This is a genomic window from Trinickia sp. LjRoot230, from assembly GCF_964253315.1.
Classification (GTDB): domain Bacteria; phylum Pseudomonadota; class Gammaproteobacteria; order Burkholderiales; family Burkholderiaceae; genus Trinickia.
Genome location: NZ_CAXUQX020000001.1, coordinates 1,541,920 through 1,558,207, shown reverse-complemented (window position 1 = coordinate 1,558,207; position 16,288 = coordinate 1,541,920). Strand labels below are relative to the sequence as shown.

Annotated in this window: 14 protein-coding genes and 1 pseudogene; 7 read left to right on the top strand and 8 right to left on the bottom strand. The window is 60.3% G+C overall.

The features are described from left to right. Nucleotides 1-93 precede the first annotated feature (93 nt). The 6 genes and pseudogenes from ACSQ20_RS07270 to xth form a co-directional block, all read left to right on the top strand. A pseudogene (locus tag ACSQ20_RS07270) lies at nucleotides 94-279 on the top strand (hypothetical protein); the annotation flags it as partial. Nucleotides 280-294: 15 nt separating this feature from the next. Next, nucleotides 295-765 carry a hypothetical protein gene (locus ACSQ20_RS07265; RefSeq protein WP_436023250.1) on the top strand — a complete coding sequence of 157 codons (471 nt, stop codon included), beginning with the start codon at nucleotides 295-297 and terminating at the stop codon, nucleotides 763-765. 18 nt (nucleotides 766-783) lie between these two features. Next, nucleotides 784-3,348: a T6SS effector BTH_I2691 family protein gene (locus tag ACSQ20_RS07260; RefSeq protein WP_436018477.1), complete on the top strand. Its 2,565-nt coding sequence runs from the start codon at nucleotides 784-786 to the stop codon at nucleotides 3,346-3,348. Nucleotides 3,349-3,359: 11 nt separating this feature from the next. Next, on the top strand, nucleotides 3,360-4,331 hold the full coding sequence (locus ACSQ20_RS07255; RefSeq protein WP_436018476.1) for a DUF6708 domain-containing protein: 972 nt from the start codon (nucleotides 3,360-3,362) through the stop codon (nucleotides 4,329-4,331). Beyond that, the gene (locus tag ACSQ20_RS07250; RefSeq protein WP_436018475.1) at nucleotides 4,328-4,603 is read left to right on the top strand and encodes a PAAR domain-containing protein; all 276 of its coding nucleotides are present in this window, start codon (nucleotides 4,328-4,330) and stop codon (nucleotides 4,601-4,603) included. Before ACSQ20_RS07255 ends, ACSQ20_RS07250 begins: the two co-directional genes overlap by 4 nt. A 467-nt stretch (nucleotides 4,604-5,070) precedes the next feature. Continuing rightward, complete coding sequence (xth, locus tag ACSQ20_RS07245) at nucleotides 5,071-5,847, top strand: exodeoxyribonuclease III (RefSeq protein ID WP_436018474.1); 777 nt, start codon at nucleotides 5,071-5,073, stop codon at nucleotides 5,845-5,847. Between the two features lie 80 nt (nucleotides 5,848-5,927). Here xth and ntrC read toward each other — a convergent pair whose 3' ends face one another. The 3 genes from ntrC to glnA form a co-directional block, all read right to left on the bottom strand. After that, complete coding sequence (gene ntrC / locus ACSQ20_RS07240; RefSeq protein ID WP_436018473.1) at nucleotides 5,928-7,457, bottom strand: nitrogen regulation protein NR(I); 1,530 nt, start codon at nucleotides 7,455-7,457, stop codon at nucleotides 5,928-5,930. Between the two features lie 14 nt (nucleotides 7,458-7,471). Further along, nucleotides 7,472-8,614: a nitrogen regulation protein NR(II) gene (glnL, locus tag ACSQ20_RS07235; protein ID WP_436018472.1), complete on the bottom strand. Its 1,143-nt coding sequence runs from the start codon at nucleotides 8,612-8,614 to the stop codon at nucleotides 7,472-7,474. Nucleotides 8,615-8,728: 114 nt separating this feature from the next. After that, complete coding sequence (glnA, locus tag ACSQ20_RS07230) at nucleotides 8,729-10,144, bottom strand: type I glutamate--ammonia ligase (RefSeq protein WP_436018471.1); 1,416 nt, start codon at nucleotides 10,142-10,144, stop codon at nucleotides 8,729-8,731. A gap of 430 nt (nucleotides 10,145-10,574) precedes the next feature. On the opposite strand from glnA, the gene ACSQ20_RS07225 reads away from it, so the two are divergent. After that, nucleotides 10,575-11,039, top strand: a complete 465-nt coding sequence (locus ACSQ20_RS07225) for a rhodanese-like domain-containing protein (RefSeq protein WP_436018470.1) — start codon at nucleotides 10,575-10,577, stop codon at nucleotides 11,037-11,039. 23 nt (nucleotides 11,040-11,062) lie between these two features. Here ACSQ20_RS07225 and ACSQ20_RS07220 read toward each other — a convergent pair whose 3' ends face one another. The 5 genes from ACSQ20_RS07220 to ACSQ20_RS07200 form a co-directional block, all read right to left on the bottom strand. Continuing rightward, complete coding sequence (locus ACSQ20_RS07220) at nucleotides 11,063-11,863, bottom strand: competence/damage-inducible protein A (protein WP_436018469.1); 801 nt, start codon at nucleotides 11,861-11,863, stop codon at nucleotides 11,063-11,065. A gap of 100 nt (nucleotides 11,864-11,963) precedes the next feature. After that, on the bottom strand, nucleotides 11,964-13,235 hold the full coding sequence (locus tag ACSQ20_RS07215) for an MFS transporter (protein WP_436018468.1): 1,272 nt from the start codon (nucleotides 13,233-13,235) through the stop codon (nucleotides 11,964-11,966). Nucleotides 13,236-13,342: 107 nt separating this feature from the next. After that, nucleotides 13,343-14,179 carry an EI24 domain-containing protein gene (locus ACSQ20_RS07210; RefSeq protein ID WP_436018467.1) on the bottom strand — a complete coding sequence of 279 codons (837 nt, stop codon included), beginning with the start codon at nucleotides 14,177-14,179 and terminating at the stop codon, nucleotides 13,343-13,345. Between the two features lie 12 nt (nucleotides 14,180-14,191). Further along, the gene (locus tag ACSQ20_RS07205) at nucleotides 14,192-15,208 is read right to left on the bottom strand and encodes a sterol desaturase family protein (RefSeq protein ID WP_436018466.1); all 1,017 of its coding nucleotides are present in this window, start codon (nucleotides 15,206-15,208) and stop codon (nucleotides 14,192-14,194) included. Between the two features lie 24 nt (nucleotides 15,209-15,232). Then, a complete protein-coding gene (locus tag ACSQ20_RS07200) occupies nucleotides 15,233-16,258 on the bottom strand; it encodes a beta-propeller fold lactonase family protein (RefSeq protein ID WP_436018465.1) in 1,026 nt (341 codons plus the stop codon). Between the last annotated feature and the right edge of the window lie 30 nt (nucleotides 16,259-16,288).

Genomic DNA, 16,288 nt, shown 5'->3' with positions numbered 1-16,288 from the left:
GCTCGAGCTTTCCAATGTGCCGCCGGTCTATGAGGTCGGTGAGCTCGTTCCCGAAGCGCGGCCCGAATTGGCAGGGGCGGTGCCGGTGCTCTATTGCGCCGAGCATCCCGGCGAGCAATTGCCGGCATTGCGCGGGCAGCCGAGCAACGCCATGCGTCAGGTGCGCCGCCGGTCATCTGCGCCATTCTCGAATGTGACAAAGCAGGCCATCGGCTGCAGCGGCATCTTGCTGAGCGCCTGGTATTGCCGAAGCCAACGGAAGGGACTGCAATCTTCCGTTTTTATGACCCACGCGTGTTTGCCCACCTGCAATGGATACTGAAACCCGAACAACTGGGGGCGCTACTGGGCCCCGTCGCACGGTGGACTTATCTCGACCGTCAAGCGGGATGGGTGACTGTGGACGGCGCGAAAGTCCCCAACGACGATTTCTTGCTGACAAACGGGCAATACAAGCAAGTCGAGCGCATCGAGATCATCGAGCGCGCGCTCGATGCACTGCGCGGTAACGGAATCGCAATCACGGCCGACATGCCGTCGCTGCTCGACGCCCAGTTGATGAAGGGCGAGACCTATGGCCTTTCAGGCTCGGACCTCCTTGCTTTTGTGCTTCACGGCACCGTTGTCTCTCCCTGTTTTGACCGTCACCCGCGCGTGCGGACCGTGTTGCAGGCGCCAGAGACGCACCCTTATGCCGAGACGGTCGCTCGTTGGACCCAACGTGACTGGGATGCCATTGCGCGCGAGAGCATCCAATACCAATGATTTGAACGAGACAAGAATATGGCATACGACTTCGACTTCTCGAATATCAGGCAACTGACGATAGCGGCAATGCAGGCGTCCACACGCGAGCCCGGCAGTTGCTCCATGTGCCAGAAGAAAGGCCTGCCCATCTTGCCTGTCCGATACTCCGCCTTCGCCGATACCAATGCGCACGGTTCGACCGGCGCAATGAGACTGATGGGCGGTAAGTTCGGCGAAGGCGTAACGGATATCGCACTGAGAAAGGCGAAATACACGTTGCGCACGCTGCGCTACGGTTACGTGTACGTGTTCTATCCGAAGACCGGGCGATGGCAGGCCTATGCGGTGACCGCCGAGGGATACCTGTACGAGTTTCCGGTTGACCTGAACATTGACCGTGGCTTCGAGCGGCCGTTTAGTTGTCATCAGCCCGAACACGCACAATTGGCGCAGTGCATCACCATCGAGGATGCGCAAAGGGCAGGCGTGGTCTACTTGGCGTTCAGCGAGGAACGCTGGACCAAAAAGGTACGCGACCTATATGCGACCAATTTCATGGGCTGTCGCGACAAGCGAATGCAAACATTCGACGCGACGGGGTGGTTCAACGGCAGCAAGCAGCAGCCCCACACGGAGACCGTGACACACGTCGCGGACCTACTCAGCGAATACAAAGACAGCCCGCCCGAGGCATTGTCAAGCGCTTGCTTCACCTACCACCATCGCACCGGACAAGGGCCCGCGTTGAAGCAGGCGATGGATTCCATTACACCTGACAAGGGACTCATCTTCGCGCTGTGGGACCCTATCGGCATTACGCAAGAGTTGAACTTCGAGCAGCGACTCGCGTTCGGCGCCACGCTTGAACCGTACGAACACGGTATCTGGGCCACGAGCGCCATCGATGCGCTGCACGACGCTGTCATTGCGTCGGCGAAGGAGGACGTGGAAAGTGGTGTCCGGTTGATGGAGGGCAACACGTACCAGGGGCTGGCAGCCAGTGCGATATTCGACGGCGGCAAGCTGCTCGACAAGCAGCTCAAAAGCATCGAGGCGATGAAGCAAGCGGACCTCGTCAGCGCGGGCCCCGAAGCGTGGAAGCCGTACACGATGCATTATCGGCAGCAGGCCATCGTCGACTTCAAAGAGCACATGGCCGAGGTGCTCAAGCACGAGCAGGCGAGCACGCTCGTGCCTCTATCGCAGGACCATCAGGCCTGGTTGACGAGTCCTGCGTTGCTGAATGTCTTTCAATTCGACTACGAACAGGGCAACTGCCGCAGCGGCGTCAACTACACGAACGCGTTCACCGGTTGCATCGAAGGCGCGGCGGACCGCAAGGAAACGGTCGACGTGCTCGTCAAATGGGCTCGGGGCGATGTGACGGATATGCGTAATCCGCTGCTGCGCGCGCTCGTGCTGAACCATCCCGTTCTGGCCGAGAAGGTCAAGCAAGCATCGAGCTATCCGTACATCGAGATGCGCGAGTCGGTGGCAAAACTCATCGAGTCGTATAGCCAGATAGAGGAAGTTGCGAAACAGGCGGACCCTCGCTTGTCAGGCGCCCTCGCCGGCTCGGTCGCCCGTCTTCTGCAACAGGCGGGCGGACCGATTGTCGAAGCGGTGAGCGCCGGCGTGGACGCAACAGTCGCCAAAATAATCTACGCCGCGATGTGCATGCGGACTAAAAAGCTATTCGAGTTCAAAGCGCTATGGGGTTCGCCGAATCAGTGGGTGAACTACATCGCGCGGCAGATGCAAGAGATGATGCCGGGGCGGCAACAAATCGATGTGCGGGATTTGCAAACGAAGCTGCGCGAGAAGGCCGTGCCTGCCGGCGACAAGGATTGGGAAGTGAAGGTCAAGCAGTTCATACCCGTTCAAAGCGCTGAACAGGAAGCGGCGGCGCTGTCCAGCGTCAAGGGCACGCCTAGCGTGTCCAAGCAAATGGCCGCGTCGATGCTGACGCCGGATGTCGTTGAAAATATCTACATGCCGAAGTTTCGGCTGATGGCCAAAGGTGAACCGGCATTTGCGGGCATCGGGGCGATCTTTAACGCGATCAATCTGCGGTTGGCGCGGGAAGAGCTGAGGAAGTCGAACCGGTTCAACGCGACGGAGAATGCCATCAAGTTCGACAATGCGGTGGCTGGGCTTACCGCAAGCGTCGCGCAGTATGGCGGAGCCACGATCAAGGGGCTGGAGAATGGAGGCGTGAAGCTATCCGGTGGTTGGCTGCGCTGGGCTCATCGCTTGGAGGTGGCTGGGAAGTATGGCGGAGCGGTGGTTGGGCTCGTGTCGGCGGCTATCGACTTTTATCATGCGTACGATGAAGATGCGCATGGCAATACGATATTGACTGTGCTCTATGTTGCCTCCGGTGTGGCGAGCGTTGCTTTGATAATTTCTGCATTCCTCTCACCAATTCTCACGCTGCCACTGCTTTTACTTGCCGCTCTTATAGGTGTTTTAATGAATTATCTCAAGGGGCGCGAATTGCATGAATGGTTGAAACGGTCTTATTTCGGCATAAAGGTGAGTAGCGAAAGATTTGAACGCCTGGAAGAAGACCAGAAGGCATTCTCTGCAATTTTCTCTTGACTGGAGCCAGCATGGTTTTTGATGGACTGTCTTGGTACAAGCTCAATCGACCGCTGACGGATGTGGAGGCGTCGGCACAACTGCATGTGGACAAGGCATGCGCGGATGGAGCCAAGAGCGTGGGCACCGTATTTGCGGCGACTGATACTTGCCTTGAGGTATGCGACGGCCTCTATCGAGAAAAAGGCTGGGGGTTGCTAGCGTTCTTGACCGCTGGCCTCATGGCGCTCGGCGCGGCAGGTATGTGCTTATGGATGATGATATACGTCCCGCCAGCTGTGCAAGCGAAGCGGGAAGCCTGGATTCTTTATTGGGGACTAACACCTCTCGTTTTAATATTGATTGGTCTTTTTTCTATAACGGTGCACGGATTTCTGGTCGATTGCTTCAACTATACCCGCAAGCCAATACGGTTCAACAGGGCTGACCGCACGATATACGCATTCCGCCACAACGGCCCTGGAGGCGTTCTCTCAGTTTCGTGGCGCAACGCCTTCTTTTACGTTGAGCGAAAACCCAAAGCTGGCCTCGGCGGGACTGCACCTCGTATCGTCCGCTGCCTGGTCCTGAACGACAAGGGACTGGTGATAGATACGTTCTCTATCGGAAAGCGCGTGGTACTCGCATTTGACGAGAACAGCTCAGCAGGCCAGCAGGTGATGGAAGAGCTATATCAAGACTTCGAATACTACCGACGTTTCATGGAAGAAGGTCCATCGTCCGTGCCTCCGGTAGCAGAGTTGCTGACAACTGACGTTTCCTTCCGAAACTCCCTGAGAATGCAGTTTGAGGACGTGCCCGACATCCTGAATTCCGGGCATCCGCTGTTGTGGTTACTGCTTGCCATCACAGCGCTCCCGAGCCTTATCCAAGCAACGGTGCATTACCTTGCGCAACTGACCTGTCGCGAACCCGTGTGGCCAGATGCGGTCGAGCAGGCGTGCAACGCTCGCCTGCCTCCTGCCGAAGGACTCGCATCATGAACCGAAGATTCATTCGCAAGACTGACCGCAACGGGGCCGTGGTTGACGGTATCGCGGGGACGTCGTTTCAAGGCCAACCTTTCGCTTATCTGGGAGGCTTCGTGCAGTGTCCCGCCTGTAACGCGAAGGGCGTCATCGTAAGCGATGGCTCACCGCGCACGATGACGGTGATGAGCAAGCAAGTCGCTCTGGAGAATGACCTCTGCCAACGCAAATGCGACCCGCTGCTGAAACTGATGGCGTCACAAGCGCTCTGCTCCATCAAAACTTAGCGGGCTCGCGTGACGGTCTAATTCCCTCGGGCGGGTCGATAGGAGGACAATCCGGAATCGACGAGGGAAAACGTTAGACGACAAAGAAGCGCCGGCAATTCGATGCCAGCTTCAAACTGGAAGTCGTGAAGATGATACGAGACCAAGCGCTATCGATCGGCGAGGTTTGCCGGTAGCAGTGGTCCGGGTTGCCGGACGAAGGGCTGGAAGACGCGCTGTACGACAGCATTGCCGCTGCAAACACGCCTGGCGTTAAAAAAAACGCCGTCGCTCGCGAAATCTTTGCATTACCCGATGGTTACATTCCCCCGGGGGGAAGCCCAGCGCCGCGTTCCTGATTCGATTGCTACACTGTGACATCACATTGCCTGCACGTTCGCCGCAAGACTCGCGCATTGCCCATGCTGTGGGCAAGCCGACTCAAAACTCACCTTATGACACAGTAAGAGTACGGATGCATCGAAAAAATGAAAATCGCCACCTGGAATGTCAATTCACTGAAAGTCCGTCAGCAGCATGTGATCGACTGGCTCGAGCTCAGCCATGTCGACGTGCTCTGCCTGCAGGAACTGAAACTGCCCGACGAGAAATTCCCGCATGCGGAATTCTCCGTGAAAGGTTATCGCAGCTGGTGCGCGGGACAAAAGACCTACAACGGCGTGGCTATTCTGGTGCGCGACGGCCTTGAAGTCGATGAAGTCGATATCGTCCGCAACATCCCCGGCTTCGAGGATCTGCAACAGCGCCTGATTGCGGCAACGGTCAATGGCACCCGGATTGCCTCGGCTTATTTTCCGAACGGACAGGCCCCTGGCACCGAGAAATTCGCTTACAAGCTGCGTTGGCTCGATGCCATCACGCAGTGGGCGGCCGACGAGCTGGTCCGTTATCCGTCGTTCGCGCTCGCCGGCGATTACAACATCGCGCCAGAGGATCGCGACGTGCACGATCCGCAAGCGTGGCTCGGGCAAAATCTCGTGTCTCCCGAAGAGCGCGCGGCGTTCGCGAGACTCGTCAGCCTCGGGCTCGTCGATTCGTTTCGAAGCTTCGAGCAACCCGAAAAAACGTTCACGTGGTGGGACTATCGGATGCTTGCCTTCCGGCGCAATGCCGGGCTGCGTATCGATCACATTCTGCTGTCGTCGGCACTCGCGGCAACCTGCACGCATTGCGAAGTGGACAAGACGCCGCGCAAATGGGATCAACCCTCCGATCACGCACCGGTTATCGTGTATCTGGGCTGATTCGCTGAACCAACCAACAAGAAGGCCATGGGCAAAATGCACCCATGGCCTTTTTCGTTGTAAGCGATATTCAGGAGTCCTTACGATTCGAGATGCAACTCCTGAATCTTGCGCGTAATGGTGTTGCGGCCGATGCCAAGCCGCTCGGCGGCCTCGACCTTACGCCCACGTGTGAAATCGAGCGCTTCGCGTATCACGGCGGCTTCGAAGCGGCGCGCCAATTCGTCCATGACATCGGCCGTGTTCTCGCGCAACATGCGCGCCACTTCAGCGCGCAAACCGCTTTCCCATATGCTCACCGGCAAGCTCGGGGCCATGCTGCCGAACGTGCCCTGCCCACCCACCGCCATTGGCACGCCGTTGCGCTCGCTGTCATAAGCGGCACTCCCCGCTGCTTGCGCGCCGGTGGACATGCCCGCAACGATTTCGTCCGCGTGTGCCTCCACTTGCTGCTGATGCGGCATCAAGTCGGGCGGCAGGTCCTTGATTTCGATCGTTTGCGCAGGTGCCATCACCGTCAGCCAATTCGCAAGGTTCTCGAGCTGACGCACGTTCCCGGGAAACGACAGCGATGCGAGGTAAGCGAGCGTCGCCTCGGAGACACGCTTGGGCTCCACACCGAGATCGCGCGCGCTCTTTTGCAAGAAGTGCCGCGCGAGCAACGGAATGTCCTCTTTGCGCTCGCGCAACGCGGGCAAGCGCAGACGAATCACGTTGAGCCGGTGATAAAGATCCTCGCGAAAGAGCCCCTGCCGCACGCGGGACTCCAGATTCTGGTGCGTCGCTGCAATGACGCGCACATTCGCGCGCAACGGACTATGGCCGCCCACTCGATAGAACTGGCCATCTGAAAGCACGCGCAACAAACGGGTTTGCAGATCGAACGGCATGTCGCCGATTTCGTCGAGAAAGAGCGTACCGTTCTCGGCCTGCTCGAAGCGGCCCTGACGCATCGCCTGCGCGCCTGTGAACGCGCCGCGCTCATGGCCAAATAGTTCGGACTCCAAAAGATCTTTTGGAATCGCAGCCGTGTTCAACGCAATGAAAGGCCCGTCTGCGCGCGGGCTGTGCCGGTGCAGCGCGCGCGCGACGAGCTCCTTGCCCGTGCCGGACTCGCCGGTAATCAGCACCGTTGCGGACGAATGCGATAGACGCCCGATGGCGCGGAACATGTCCTGCATGGCCGGCGCTTGACCGAGCATCTCGGGTGCGTCAGCAAGCGATACATCCGCCGCATGCGTGCCGCGCAGGCTCTCATCGACGGCGCGATGAATGAGCTCGACGGCGCGATCGATGTCGAACGGCTTCGCGAGATATTCGAATGCACCGCCCTGAAACGCCGCCACCGCGCTATCGAGATCGGAATAGGCGGTCATGATAATGACGGGCAACTCGGGGAGCCGTTCGCGCACAGACTGCAGCAGATCGAGGCCCGATGCACCCGGCATCCGGATGTCCGATACCAGCACCTGCGGTGTGCCGTGCTCGAGCGCAGCCAGTGCTTCGCGCACATTGGCGAAGCTGCGCGTGGCGAGATTCTCGCGCGCGAGCGCCTTTTCGAGTACCCAGCGGATCGATTGGTCGTCGTCTACTATCCAGATCGGCTTCATAGAAGGGTCGTTGGTCAATTGTCGAGTGGCAACAAAATCTGAAACTCCGTATGTCCTGGTCGGCTTTCCACCTCGATAAGGCCGTCGTGCTGCTGCACGAAAGTCTGCGCGAGCGTCAGCCCCAGCCCGCTGCCGTCCTCACGTCCGGACACAAGCGGATAAAAAATGCGTTCGCGAATTTCTTGCGGAATCCCCGGGCCGTTGTCGATGACACGCAAGTCCAATGCCAGTTTGAACAGACGTTTTGCGATCGTCACCTTGCGCGCCACGCGCGTGCGCAGTGCAATGCGTGCATCGCCTTCGCTGATGCGCTCGCGCAGTGCCTGGGCTGCATTGCGCACGATGTTCAGCAGCGCTTGGATCAACTGCTCCTTGTCACCGCGCAAGTCGGGCACGCTCACGTCGTAGTCGCGCTCGATCGTGAGCCCACGCGGGAACTCGGCCATGATCACTGCGCGCACGCGTTCGCATACCTCGTGAATGTTGACGTCTCCGACGACATGCGGATGCCGGTGCGGCTCCAGCAAGCGGTCTACGAGCGTTTGCAGGCGGTCCGATTCCTTGACGATCACCTGCGTGTACTCGCGCAGTTCCTGGCGCTCACGCGCGTTCAATTCGAATTCGAGCAACTGCGCCGCCCCGCGAATACCACCGAGCGGATTTTTGATTTCGTGCGCCAGATTGCGGATCAACTGCTTGTTGGCCGCAGTCAGGTCGTGAATGCGCTCCTCGCGATCGGTGCGTAAATGACGCTCGTTTTCGAACAACTCGAGCAGCACATAGTCGGATGCGCTTTCGAGAAAACCCACGACGACGTGCACATGCAAAGGCTCGCGTCCCGGCCGCACCAACACCGCATCGAGGTGCGTCGAATGAAAGCGGTGTTCGGCGATCGCGCCGATCGTCTCGATGAGTGCGTCGCCGTTCGCGAAAATCTCGGGCCACGCCATCAGCATCAGTTGGCGCCGCGATAGATCGAGCATCGATTCCGCCGACGGGTTGGCATACGCCACGCGCAACGTATGCGTCTGGAGCACGAGCGCAACGGTCGGCAACGCCTCGAAGCCGGGCAGCAGGCCCGATGCAGCGAGCGCGGGGTCGTCCGTGAACGGTTCGCCAACGCCTTTTTTCGTCTTGATCAGGTTCTTTAACGCCATCGTCGAATCACAAGCAGCGAACAAAAAAGGGACGGCGCCGCCGTCCCTTCGAGACCGATTCGCCAGCATCGCGTGCGCTTCGCCGACCGAACGGGGCGAAGCGCATCGCAACGCTTAAAGCGAGTAGTACATTTCGAACTCGATCGGATGCGTCGTCATGCGGAAACGCTGCAGTTCGGCTTCCTTGAGCTCCAGGTAAGCGTCGATCATCGTGTCGGTGAACACGCCGCCGCGCGTCAGGAACTCGCGGTCCTTGTCGAGTGCTTCAAGCGCGTAGTCGAGACCGGCACAAACAGTCGGGATCTTCGCGTCTTCCTCGGGCGGCAGATCGTACAAGTTCTTGTCCGCGGCTTCGCCCGGATGGATCTTGTTCTGCACGCCGTCGAGACCGGCCATCATCAGCGCGGAGAACGCGAAGTACGGGTTCGCCATCGGGTCCGGGAAGCGCGTTTCGATACGGCGGCCCTTCGGATTCGATACGTGCGGAATACGGATCGAAGCCGAGCGGTTACGTGCCGAGTAGGCGAGCTTCACAGGTGCTTCGAAGTGCGGCACGAGGCGCTTGTACGAGTTCGTCGTCGGGTTCGTGATCGCGTTCAATGCACGGGCGTGCTTGATAATGCCGCCGATGTAAAACAGCGCGAATTCCGACAAGCCCGCATAGCCATTGCCCGCGAACAGGTTTTGACCGTCCTTCCAGATCGACTGGTGAACGTGCATGCCCGAGCCGTTGTCGCCCACGACCGGCTTCGGCATGAACGTGGCGGTCTTGCCATACGTGTGCGCCACGTTATGGACGATGTACTTGAGCTGCTGCGTCCAGTCGGCACGCTGCACGAGCGTCGAGAACTTGGTGCCGATCTCGTTTTGACCCTGGCCCGCCACTTCGTGATGGTGCACTTCGACCGGAATGCCGATTTGCTCGAGCAACAGGCACATCTCCGAGCGCATGTCCTGGAACGAATCGACCGGCGCGACGGGGAAGTAGCCGCCCTTCGTACCCGGACGGTGGCCCGAGTTGCCGCCTTCGAATTCCTTGCCCGACGACCACGGTGCCTCTTCCGAGCCGATCTTCACGAAGCAGCCCGACATGTCCGTATTCCACCGGACCGAGTCGAAAATGAAGAACTCGGGTTCGGGGCCGAAGTAGGCGGTGTCGCCGAGACCGGTGCTCTTCAAGTACGCTTCAGCGCGCTTGGCGAGCGAGCGCGGATCGCGTTCGTAGCCCTTGCCGTCGGCGGGCTCGACCACGTCGCAGGTCAGCACCAGCGTCGGCTCTTCGTAGAACGGGTCGATAAATGCCGTGTTGGGGTCCGGCACGAGCAACATGTCCGACGCTTCGATGCCCTTCCAGCCGGCAATCGAAGAACCGTCGAACGCATGGCCGCTTTCGAACTTATCTTCGCCAAACGCCGACAGCGGAACGGAGACGTGCTGCTCCTTGCCGCGCGTGTCGGTGAAGCGAAAGTCGACAAACTTGACGTCCTCGTCTTTGACGAGCTGCATGACGTCGGCCACGGTTTTACTCATATCCTCTTCTCCATGTAATAGGTTCGGCGGTTCTTCACTTTGTGCCCGCTTCGACGGTTGAACTGAATTACCCGTGCTGAAAGCCGGCCTGCAAGCGATCGCCGTCGGTTATAGCATCTTTCGTGCCAGGACAGATAGGTCCAGACACGACGCTTTCGACTCCTCGCGGCAACGGCGAGCCGCCGCGCCCCGCGTTGGAACGCGAGTTTGCACCGTAACGTACAACCTGCCGCGATACTTCGGAGTCAAGCACGACTATGGTGCAAATAGCAGAGCGTGCACGCGAACGCGCCCCGCTTCAGTGCGCAGGCCGTCATTGTGCACCTTTTCGGAGCACACGTTTGCCGGTGCGACCCACGCCGCCTCATCAACTGCCCACTTGGCGGACCCCGCGCTAGAATGCTTTTTTGCCACGAGGAGACCGGCTGTCATGAGTACGCTCGAACAGATCCTGGCGCAAGCGGAAAAACGCCGCGCCGAACATCAATTGCCCTACAAGGGGGCGCTCGCTCCGGCCGAAGCGTTCGAACTGTTGCAACTCAAACCCGAAGCCCGGCTCGTCGATGTGCGCACGCGCGCGGAACTGGACTGGGTCGGACGGCCCATCGTAGGGGATGGGCAATACGTCCATATCGAATGGACGCGCTATCCGGGCGGCGTGCCGAACACCGAATTTGTCGATCAGTTGCGCGAGGCCGCTTCGCCCGATGCGCCGGTCATCTTTTTGTGCCGCAGCGCCGCGCGCTCGAAACTGGCAGCCGTGGCCGCCGAGAAAGCCGGTTTTCATCAAGCGTTCGACCTACTCGAAGGCTTTGAAGGCAATAAGGACGGCAACGGGCATCGCAAAACCGTCGACGGGTGGTGCCGCCGCGGCTTGCCGTGGATCGGAGCGTAAAGCCGTCACGGATCGGCAACGGGTCAAGGCTCGACGACATCGCCACCGAGCAGATGCACGCCCTCGCGCAGTTTGACGAAAGCCGCCGCCACCGCCTCGGGCTCGCCCTTCACACCGAGATCGATATGCCGCCGCGCATAGACACCCCCGCGCTCGGCGTCGCCAACGCTCGGTAGGCTGAACACGCGCACGCCCGGAAAGTCGGTCTCGATTGTCTCCATCAGCGGCGTGAGCGTCGACTCCATCAGCTCGAAAACGAGGAGTGAGCGTTCGGCATGGGCGACCTGGTGATGCAAGTGCGCGTACTTCGTATCAAGCACCCATTCGATCATCGGCCAGGCCATGACAGGGAAACCCGGCACAAAATGGTGATCGCCAACTGAAAAGCCCGGAATCTTGTTGTAGCCGTTCGGGATGATCGACGCGCCGCGCGGAAAGACACCCATATTCAGGCGATGTCGATTTTCAGGCGAATCGAGGTCGAGAGGCGAGGCGCCGGCCGGCTGCATCGTGCGAATACGCTGACGAATCAGTTCGGCGGCCTCGGGATGCAGCTCCAGCGGAACACCGCGGGCATCGGCCGCGCACTGGCGCGTGTGGTCGTCAGGCGTCGCGCCGATGCCGCCCGTCGAAAACACGATGTCGCCCGAGGCGAACGAGCGCGTGAGTACCGCCGTAATCCGCGCCGGGTCGTCGCCGATGTATTCGGCCCACGCCAGCGCAAGGCCGCGTGCGTTCAGGAGTTCGATGACTTTCGGCAAATGCTTGTCGACGCGTCTGCCCGACAGGATTTCGTCGCCGATGATGATGACGCCAAATGCCATGACCGCCTCGCGAAAGATAAGAAGCGCTTATCGTCGTCCATGATCGTGACGGCTGCAAGTGTCGCGGGTTTGACCGGTCGGGTTGGCCGCCAGCGCTCGGTTAACGCACCTGCTGAACATGCGCATTGACATGCTCGGGCCGCCCCGCCGCATAACCGAACCACGCCGATACAACGCAGATGCCCACGCACAAAGCAGCCAAACTGTAGAGCGAGCCGGTTGCATGGAGCAGCGACCCGGCGATGAACGGCCCGCATGACGCTAATAGATAGCCGACACCCTGCGCCATGCTGGAAAGTTGGGCGGCCACATGCGAATCGTACGAACGTAAGCCGATGACGGTTAGCGCAAGCGTGAACGACGCCCCCTGCGCGGCCCCGAGAAGCAGCGCCCAGATCCACACGGTCGATAAAGGCCCGAAAAAGCAGCCCATCAAGCTCACACCGGCCAACAGCAATGCGCTCACATTCACCGCGCGCTGATCCCGCGCTCGCGCAAGCACAAACGGTAGCAGGAGCGACGCCACCGCCTGCGTGACCACGCTAAGCGACAGCATGAAACCGGCATCGACGGCGCCCATACCGCGCGAGCGAAGCACCGTCGGCAACCAGCCGAACACGATGTAGGCCAGCGACGATTGCGAACCCATGAACAGCGTGACCTTCCACGCGAGCGGATCGCGCCACAACCCGCGAACCACACGCACAACACGCCTTCCCGTCTCGGCCGACTCCGCCGGCGCACGCGCGCCCCAGACTAGCGCGGCCAACGCAACGGGCAACGCCCATAGCGCCAATGCCCAAGCCCACGCGTCGCCTTTCGCGCCGCCCAGCAGATACTCGACGGCATGTGCAGCCGGCACGGTTGCGGCGGCCGCCGCGGCAGCGCCCGCGCACATTGCCGCGCTGTAGATTCCTGTCATTAGCGCGACATGGTGAGGGAAGTCACGCTTCACCACGCCTGGCAGCAGCACGTTCATCAAGCCGATGGCAAAGCAGGCCACTATCTGACCGAGGTACAACACCTGCCATACAGGAACAACCCGCAACGCTGTACCGAGGGCGAGCAGCACCAGCAGCGCCAACAGTGTGCGTTCACTGCCGAGGCGCCGCGCGAGCAGCGGCGCAAGCGGCCCAAAGAGACCGAAGCATAGCGAGGGCAATGTCGTCAGCACGCTTGCGCCCGTGCGCGAAAGGTTGGTGGCCCGCACTGCTTCGAGCAGGATCGGACCCACGCTGGTGATCGGCGTGCGCAGTGAAAAGGCGATCAACGCGAGGCTCGCCGCGAGCGCTATGCGGTGTGCGCGTGAATCGCGCCGCGCGGTGTCGGCCGCCTCGCGTTGAGAATGACAAGACGTTTCGGGGGCGTTCATCGATGAATGGGCGTTACACGGATACGCCGAAGCGACAGACAGCTGTCAGAAGGTGCCCATTCTGCCGTATGCGTCCGAGATACGTACGACAGATCACCGGCCGAGCATCACGCCGCCGGCAGCACCCGCGTATCGTCATCACGCCGCGCGGCTTCCTCGCGCAAGCCCTCAAGCGCGTCCAGACAATAATGGCCGAACCAAAGCGCCGAAAAAACGAGAATGAACGCATACAGCCAGATCGTGATCGCCGCGATGATGGGAAAGAGCACGATCAGCAACAGCGACCAAGCCCATAGCAGCGTAGGCAGCATACTGATGAGGCCGCTGGCCACGCCGATCGCGAGTAGCGGCACCCGGTGCCGGCGCATCAGCGCGATGCGCTCGGCACGGCTCGCGTGCAAGGCCAGTGCGTCATAGGTCATTACGCGGTAAGTCAGCCATCCCCATAAAAGCGGCGGAATGACGGCGAAGAGCGGCGGAATCAACCAAAGCGGCATGGTGACCAGTGTCAGTGCCAGACACAAAAGCGTCGTCGCGAGCGCGTAGACGAGGCTGCCCCACCACGTGCCGCCGTGCCGCGCTTCGAGCAACGCGAAGCGGCGCGCCGATAAATGCCGGATGACCATCGGCATCGATAGCGTCGCGATCAGTAACAGCACCGTTACGACGATGAGCGGAATCGAGAGCGCGATCACCATGAACGGCGCAATTGCCGAGTGCAAGTTCGCCAAGCCGACCCAGTCGAACGCGCGGTACAGCGTGGTGCCTAACGACGAACCGAGCAGCCAGCTACGCGCGGCGCCGACGAGGTCCTGCCAGGTGAACCAGAAGAACACGCCCCACCCGGCGGCGGCCACGACGAACGGAACGAACGTCAGCCAAAGCATGCGCGGATGCAGCATGCTGGCCAGAGCCCGGGCGAAGGCGCGCAACACGTCGTTCATCGGCGCGCGTAATTAAAGCGCCGCAACGTCATCGGCTGTCGCAGCGGCGGGCCGCCTCGCGCCGAAACGGCGCTCGATGCGCCGTGCAATGCGCACGAAAGCCAGCCAATGTTGCGAGAAGAAGCCATTTCCATACGATTCGCCTTCGATCTCCTGGCGAACACCGGTCGGCTCGACCGTCCGGCTCCAGGATGCAGTCTTGAAGAGCATATCCCACCATGGAAACAGCACGCCGAAATTGCAGCCGTAGGCCGTGCCTTCGTGCCCATAGCCCACAGCATGATGGCGACGATGAAAAGCCGGGCTGACAAAGAGCCGTTCGAGCACGCGGCCGAACCCGAGCCGTGCATTCGTGTGCTGGACGCCTTGCAGGACATTCGTCACGGCCGATAGCACGACGAACTGCGCGGGCGCAACGCCGATGGCAAGTGCGATCGACGCCAGAAAGCACGCTTGCAGGACGTCGTCGAGCAGATGATTACGGTCATCCGACCACAGGGACAACTGGCGCTGGCTGTGATGGACAGCGTGCAGCTCCCACCAGATACCGAACCGATGCTGCCATCGGTGATACCAATAGCCCGCGAAATCGAGCACCACAACGTAGATCGCAAAAGCCACGAGCGGGCGGGAGGTCACGCCCGGCCAGAGGGTGTCGAGATTGATGTTGGCAATGCCGTGCAAGCGCAGCCAACCTTGCAGACCATCGAAAAGCGGCTGAAACCCGACAAAAACGAGCAGATTGAAAACGCCCAGCTTGACGAGCCAGGTGTAAAGCACGTCGACGCGCACCGCCTTGCGGTTTTCCCATCGCTCCACCGGGCGCAATGCTTCGAGCGGACGCAGGAACAGGTACATCGCACCGACTGTCAGCGCGCCCACGATGACGGGATAGAGCGCGTCATACGAATCCTCGTCGTACTCCATCCAGCCGAACTTGAAGAGCAGCGGTTCAAGCACGTGGATGAAGGCCCACGTCTGCAACGCAGAGATGAGGCCGTCGAGCGAAGCGAGGATCGAGTGGAGCATGGGCAGCAGGCGTCGCGGCGTGCATCAGGCGCCGTTGGGAGCCGTGATCGGGGCGCGGTCGTAGAAATAGATACCGTGCGGTGAGCGTCCGACCTTGATCGTTTGCACAAGCTTTTTCGTCGCCATATCGATCACGCCGACATGCTTGGCGAAACGGAAGGTGACCCACAAATAGCGCTTGTCCGCCGTCAGTTCCATATCGTCCGGGCCCGGGAGCAGACCTGCAATGTCGCCAACGTTGGTCAGCGACTCTTCGTCGATGATGCTAATGGTATTCGCCAGCCGGTTGCTGACGAGCACGTGCCGCCCGTCGTCGAGCGAGCGGAAATTATGGGCGCCCTCTCCCGTCTTGATACGCTTGACGACCGCGCGGCTGCGCCAATCGATCACTGCGACGTCGTCTTCGCCGGTCATCCCGACGAGCAAATACTTTTCTTTGGGGGTAAACCACAGCCCAGCCGGCGTTTTGCCGACCGGCATCTTCCAGAGCACCGTCTGCGTGGGCAGATCGACGGCGGCCACTTCCCCCGACACTTGCAGCGTCACAAACACAGTCCGGCCGTCTTTCGTGAAGGCCATATGGCTCGGCATCGTCGCAAGCGGCAGGCGCTTGGCGAGCGTCAAACCGTTCGTCGCGGCGTCGTAGTGATAGACGTCGAGCCGATCAAGACGCAGCCCCGTCGTCACGAACCATTTTTTGTCGGGAGAAAAGCCGAGCTGATACGGATCTTCGATCCCTTCGACACGGCTTTGCACCTTGCCCGTTTTCGGATCGACGAACATCAGATCGTTGGAAACGGAATTGGCGACGATCAGCGATTTATTGTCAGGCGTCGCCATCAGATGATGCGGCTCCTTGCCGGTCGGAATCGTGCCGACCACCTGATGCGTCGCCTGATCGATCAGCGACAGCGTTGCTTCGGCCGAATTCAGCACGATGACATCGTTGGCGCGGGCCGAGGGAGCTGCGACGCCCGCGCAAACCGCCAGTATCGCCGCGGCAACGGCGCCGTTCAGGCTCCGCGCGCGGGAAGAAAAAATTTTGTGCATGAGAACTCGATAGAAAGGCCGACACATTCC

Bases quoted from the DNA above. Each gene is read 5' to 3' on its own strand.
- ACSQ20_RS07260 (WP_436018477.1), top strand. From the start codon at position 784: ATGGCATACGACTTCGACTTCTCGAATATCAGGCAACTGACGATAGCG.
- ACSQ20_RS07255 (WP_436018476.1), top strand. From the start codon at position 3,360: ATGGTTTTTGATGGACTGTCTTGGTACAAGCTCAATCGACCGCTGACG.
- ACSQ20_RS07250 (WP_436018475.1), top strand. From the start codon at position 4,328: ATGAACCGAAGATTCATTCGCAAGACTGACCGCAACGGGGCCGTGGTT.
- xth (WP_436018474.1), top strand. From the start codon at position 5,071: ATGAAAATCGCCACCTGGAATGTCAATTCACTGAAAGTCCGTCAGCAG.
- ntrC (WP_436018473.1), bottom strand. From the start codon at position 7,457: ATGAAGCCGATCTGGATAGTAGACGACGACCAATCGATCCGCTGGGTA.
- glnL (WP_436018472.1), bottom strand. From the start codon at position 8,614: ATGGCGTTAAAGAACCTGATCAAGACGAAAAAAGGCGTTGGCGAACCG.
- glnA (WP_436018471.1), bottom strand. From the start codon at position 10,144: ATGAGTAAAACCGTGGCCGACGTCATGCAGCTCGTCAAAGACGAGGAC.
- ACSQ20_RS07225 (WP_436018470.1), top strand. From the start codon at position 10,575: ATGAGTACGCTCGAACAGATCCTGGCGCAAGCGGAAAAACGCCGCGCC.
- ACSQ20_RS07220 (WP_436018469.1), bottom strand. From the start codon at position 11,863: ATGGCATTTGGCGTCATCATCATCGGCGACGAAATCCTGTCGGGCAGA.
- ACSQ20_RS07215 (WP_436018468.1), bottom strand. From the start codon at position 13,235: ATGAACGCCCCCGAAACGTCTTGTCATTCTCAACGCGAGGCGGCCGAC.
- ACSQ20_RS07210 (WP_436018467.1), bottom strand. From the start codon at position 14,179: ATGAACGACGTGTTGCGCGCCTTCGCCCGGGCTCTGGCCAGCATGCTG.
- ACSQ20_RS07205 (WP_436018466.1), bottom strand. From the start codon at position 15,208: ATGCTCCACTCGATCCTCGCTTCGCTCGACGGCCTCATCTCTGCGTTG.
- ACSQ20_RS07200 (WP_436018465.1), bottom strand. From the start codon at position 16,258: ATGCACAAAATTTTTTCTTCCCGCGCGCGGAGCCTGAACGGCGCCGTT.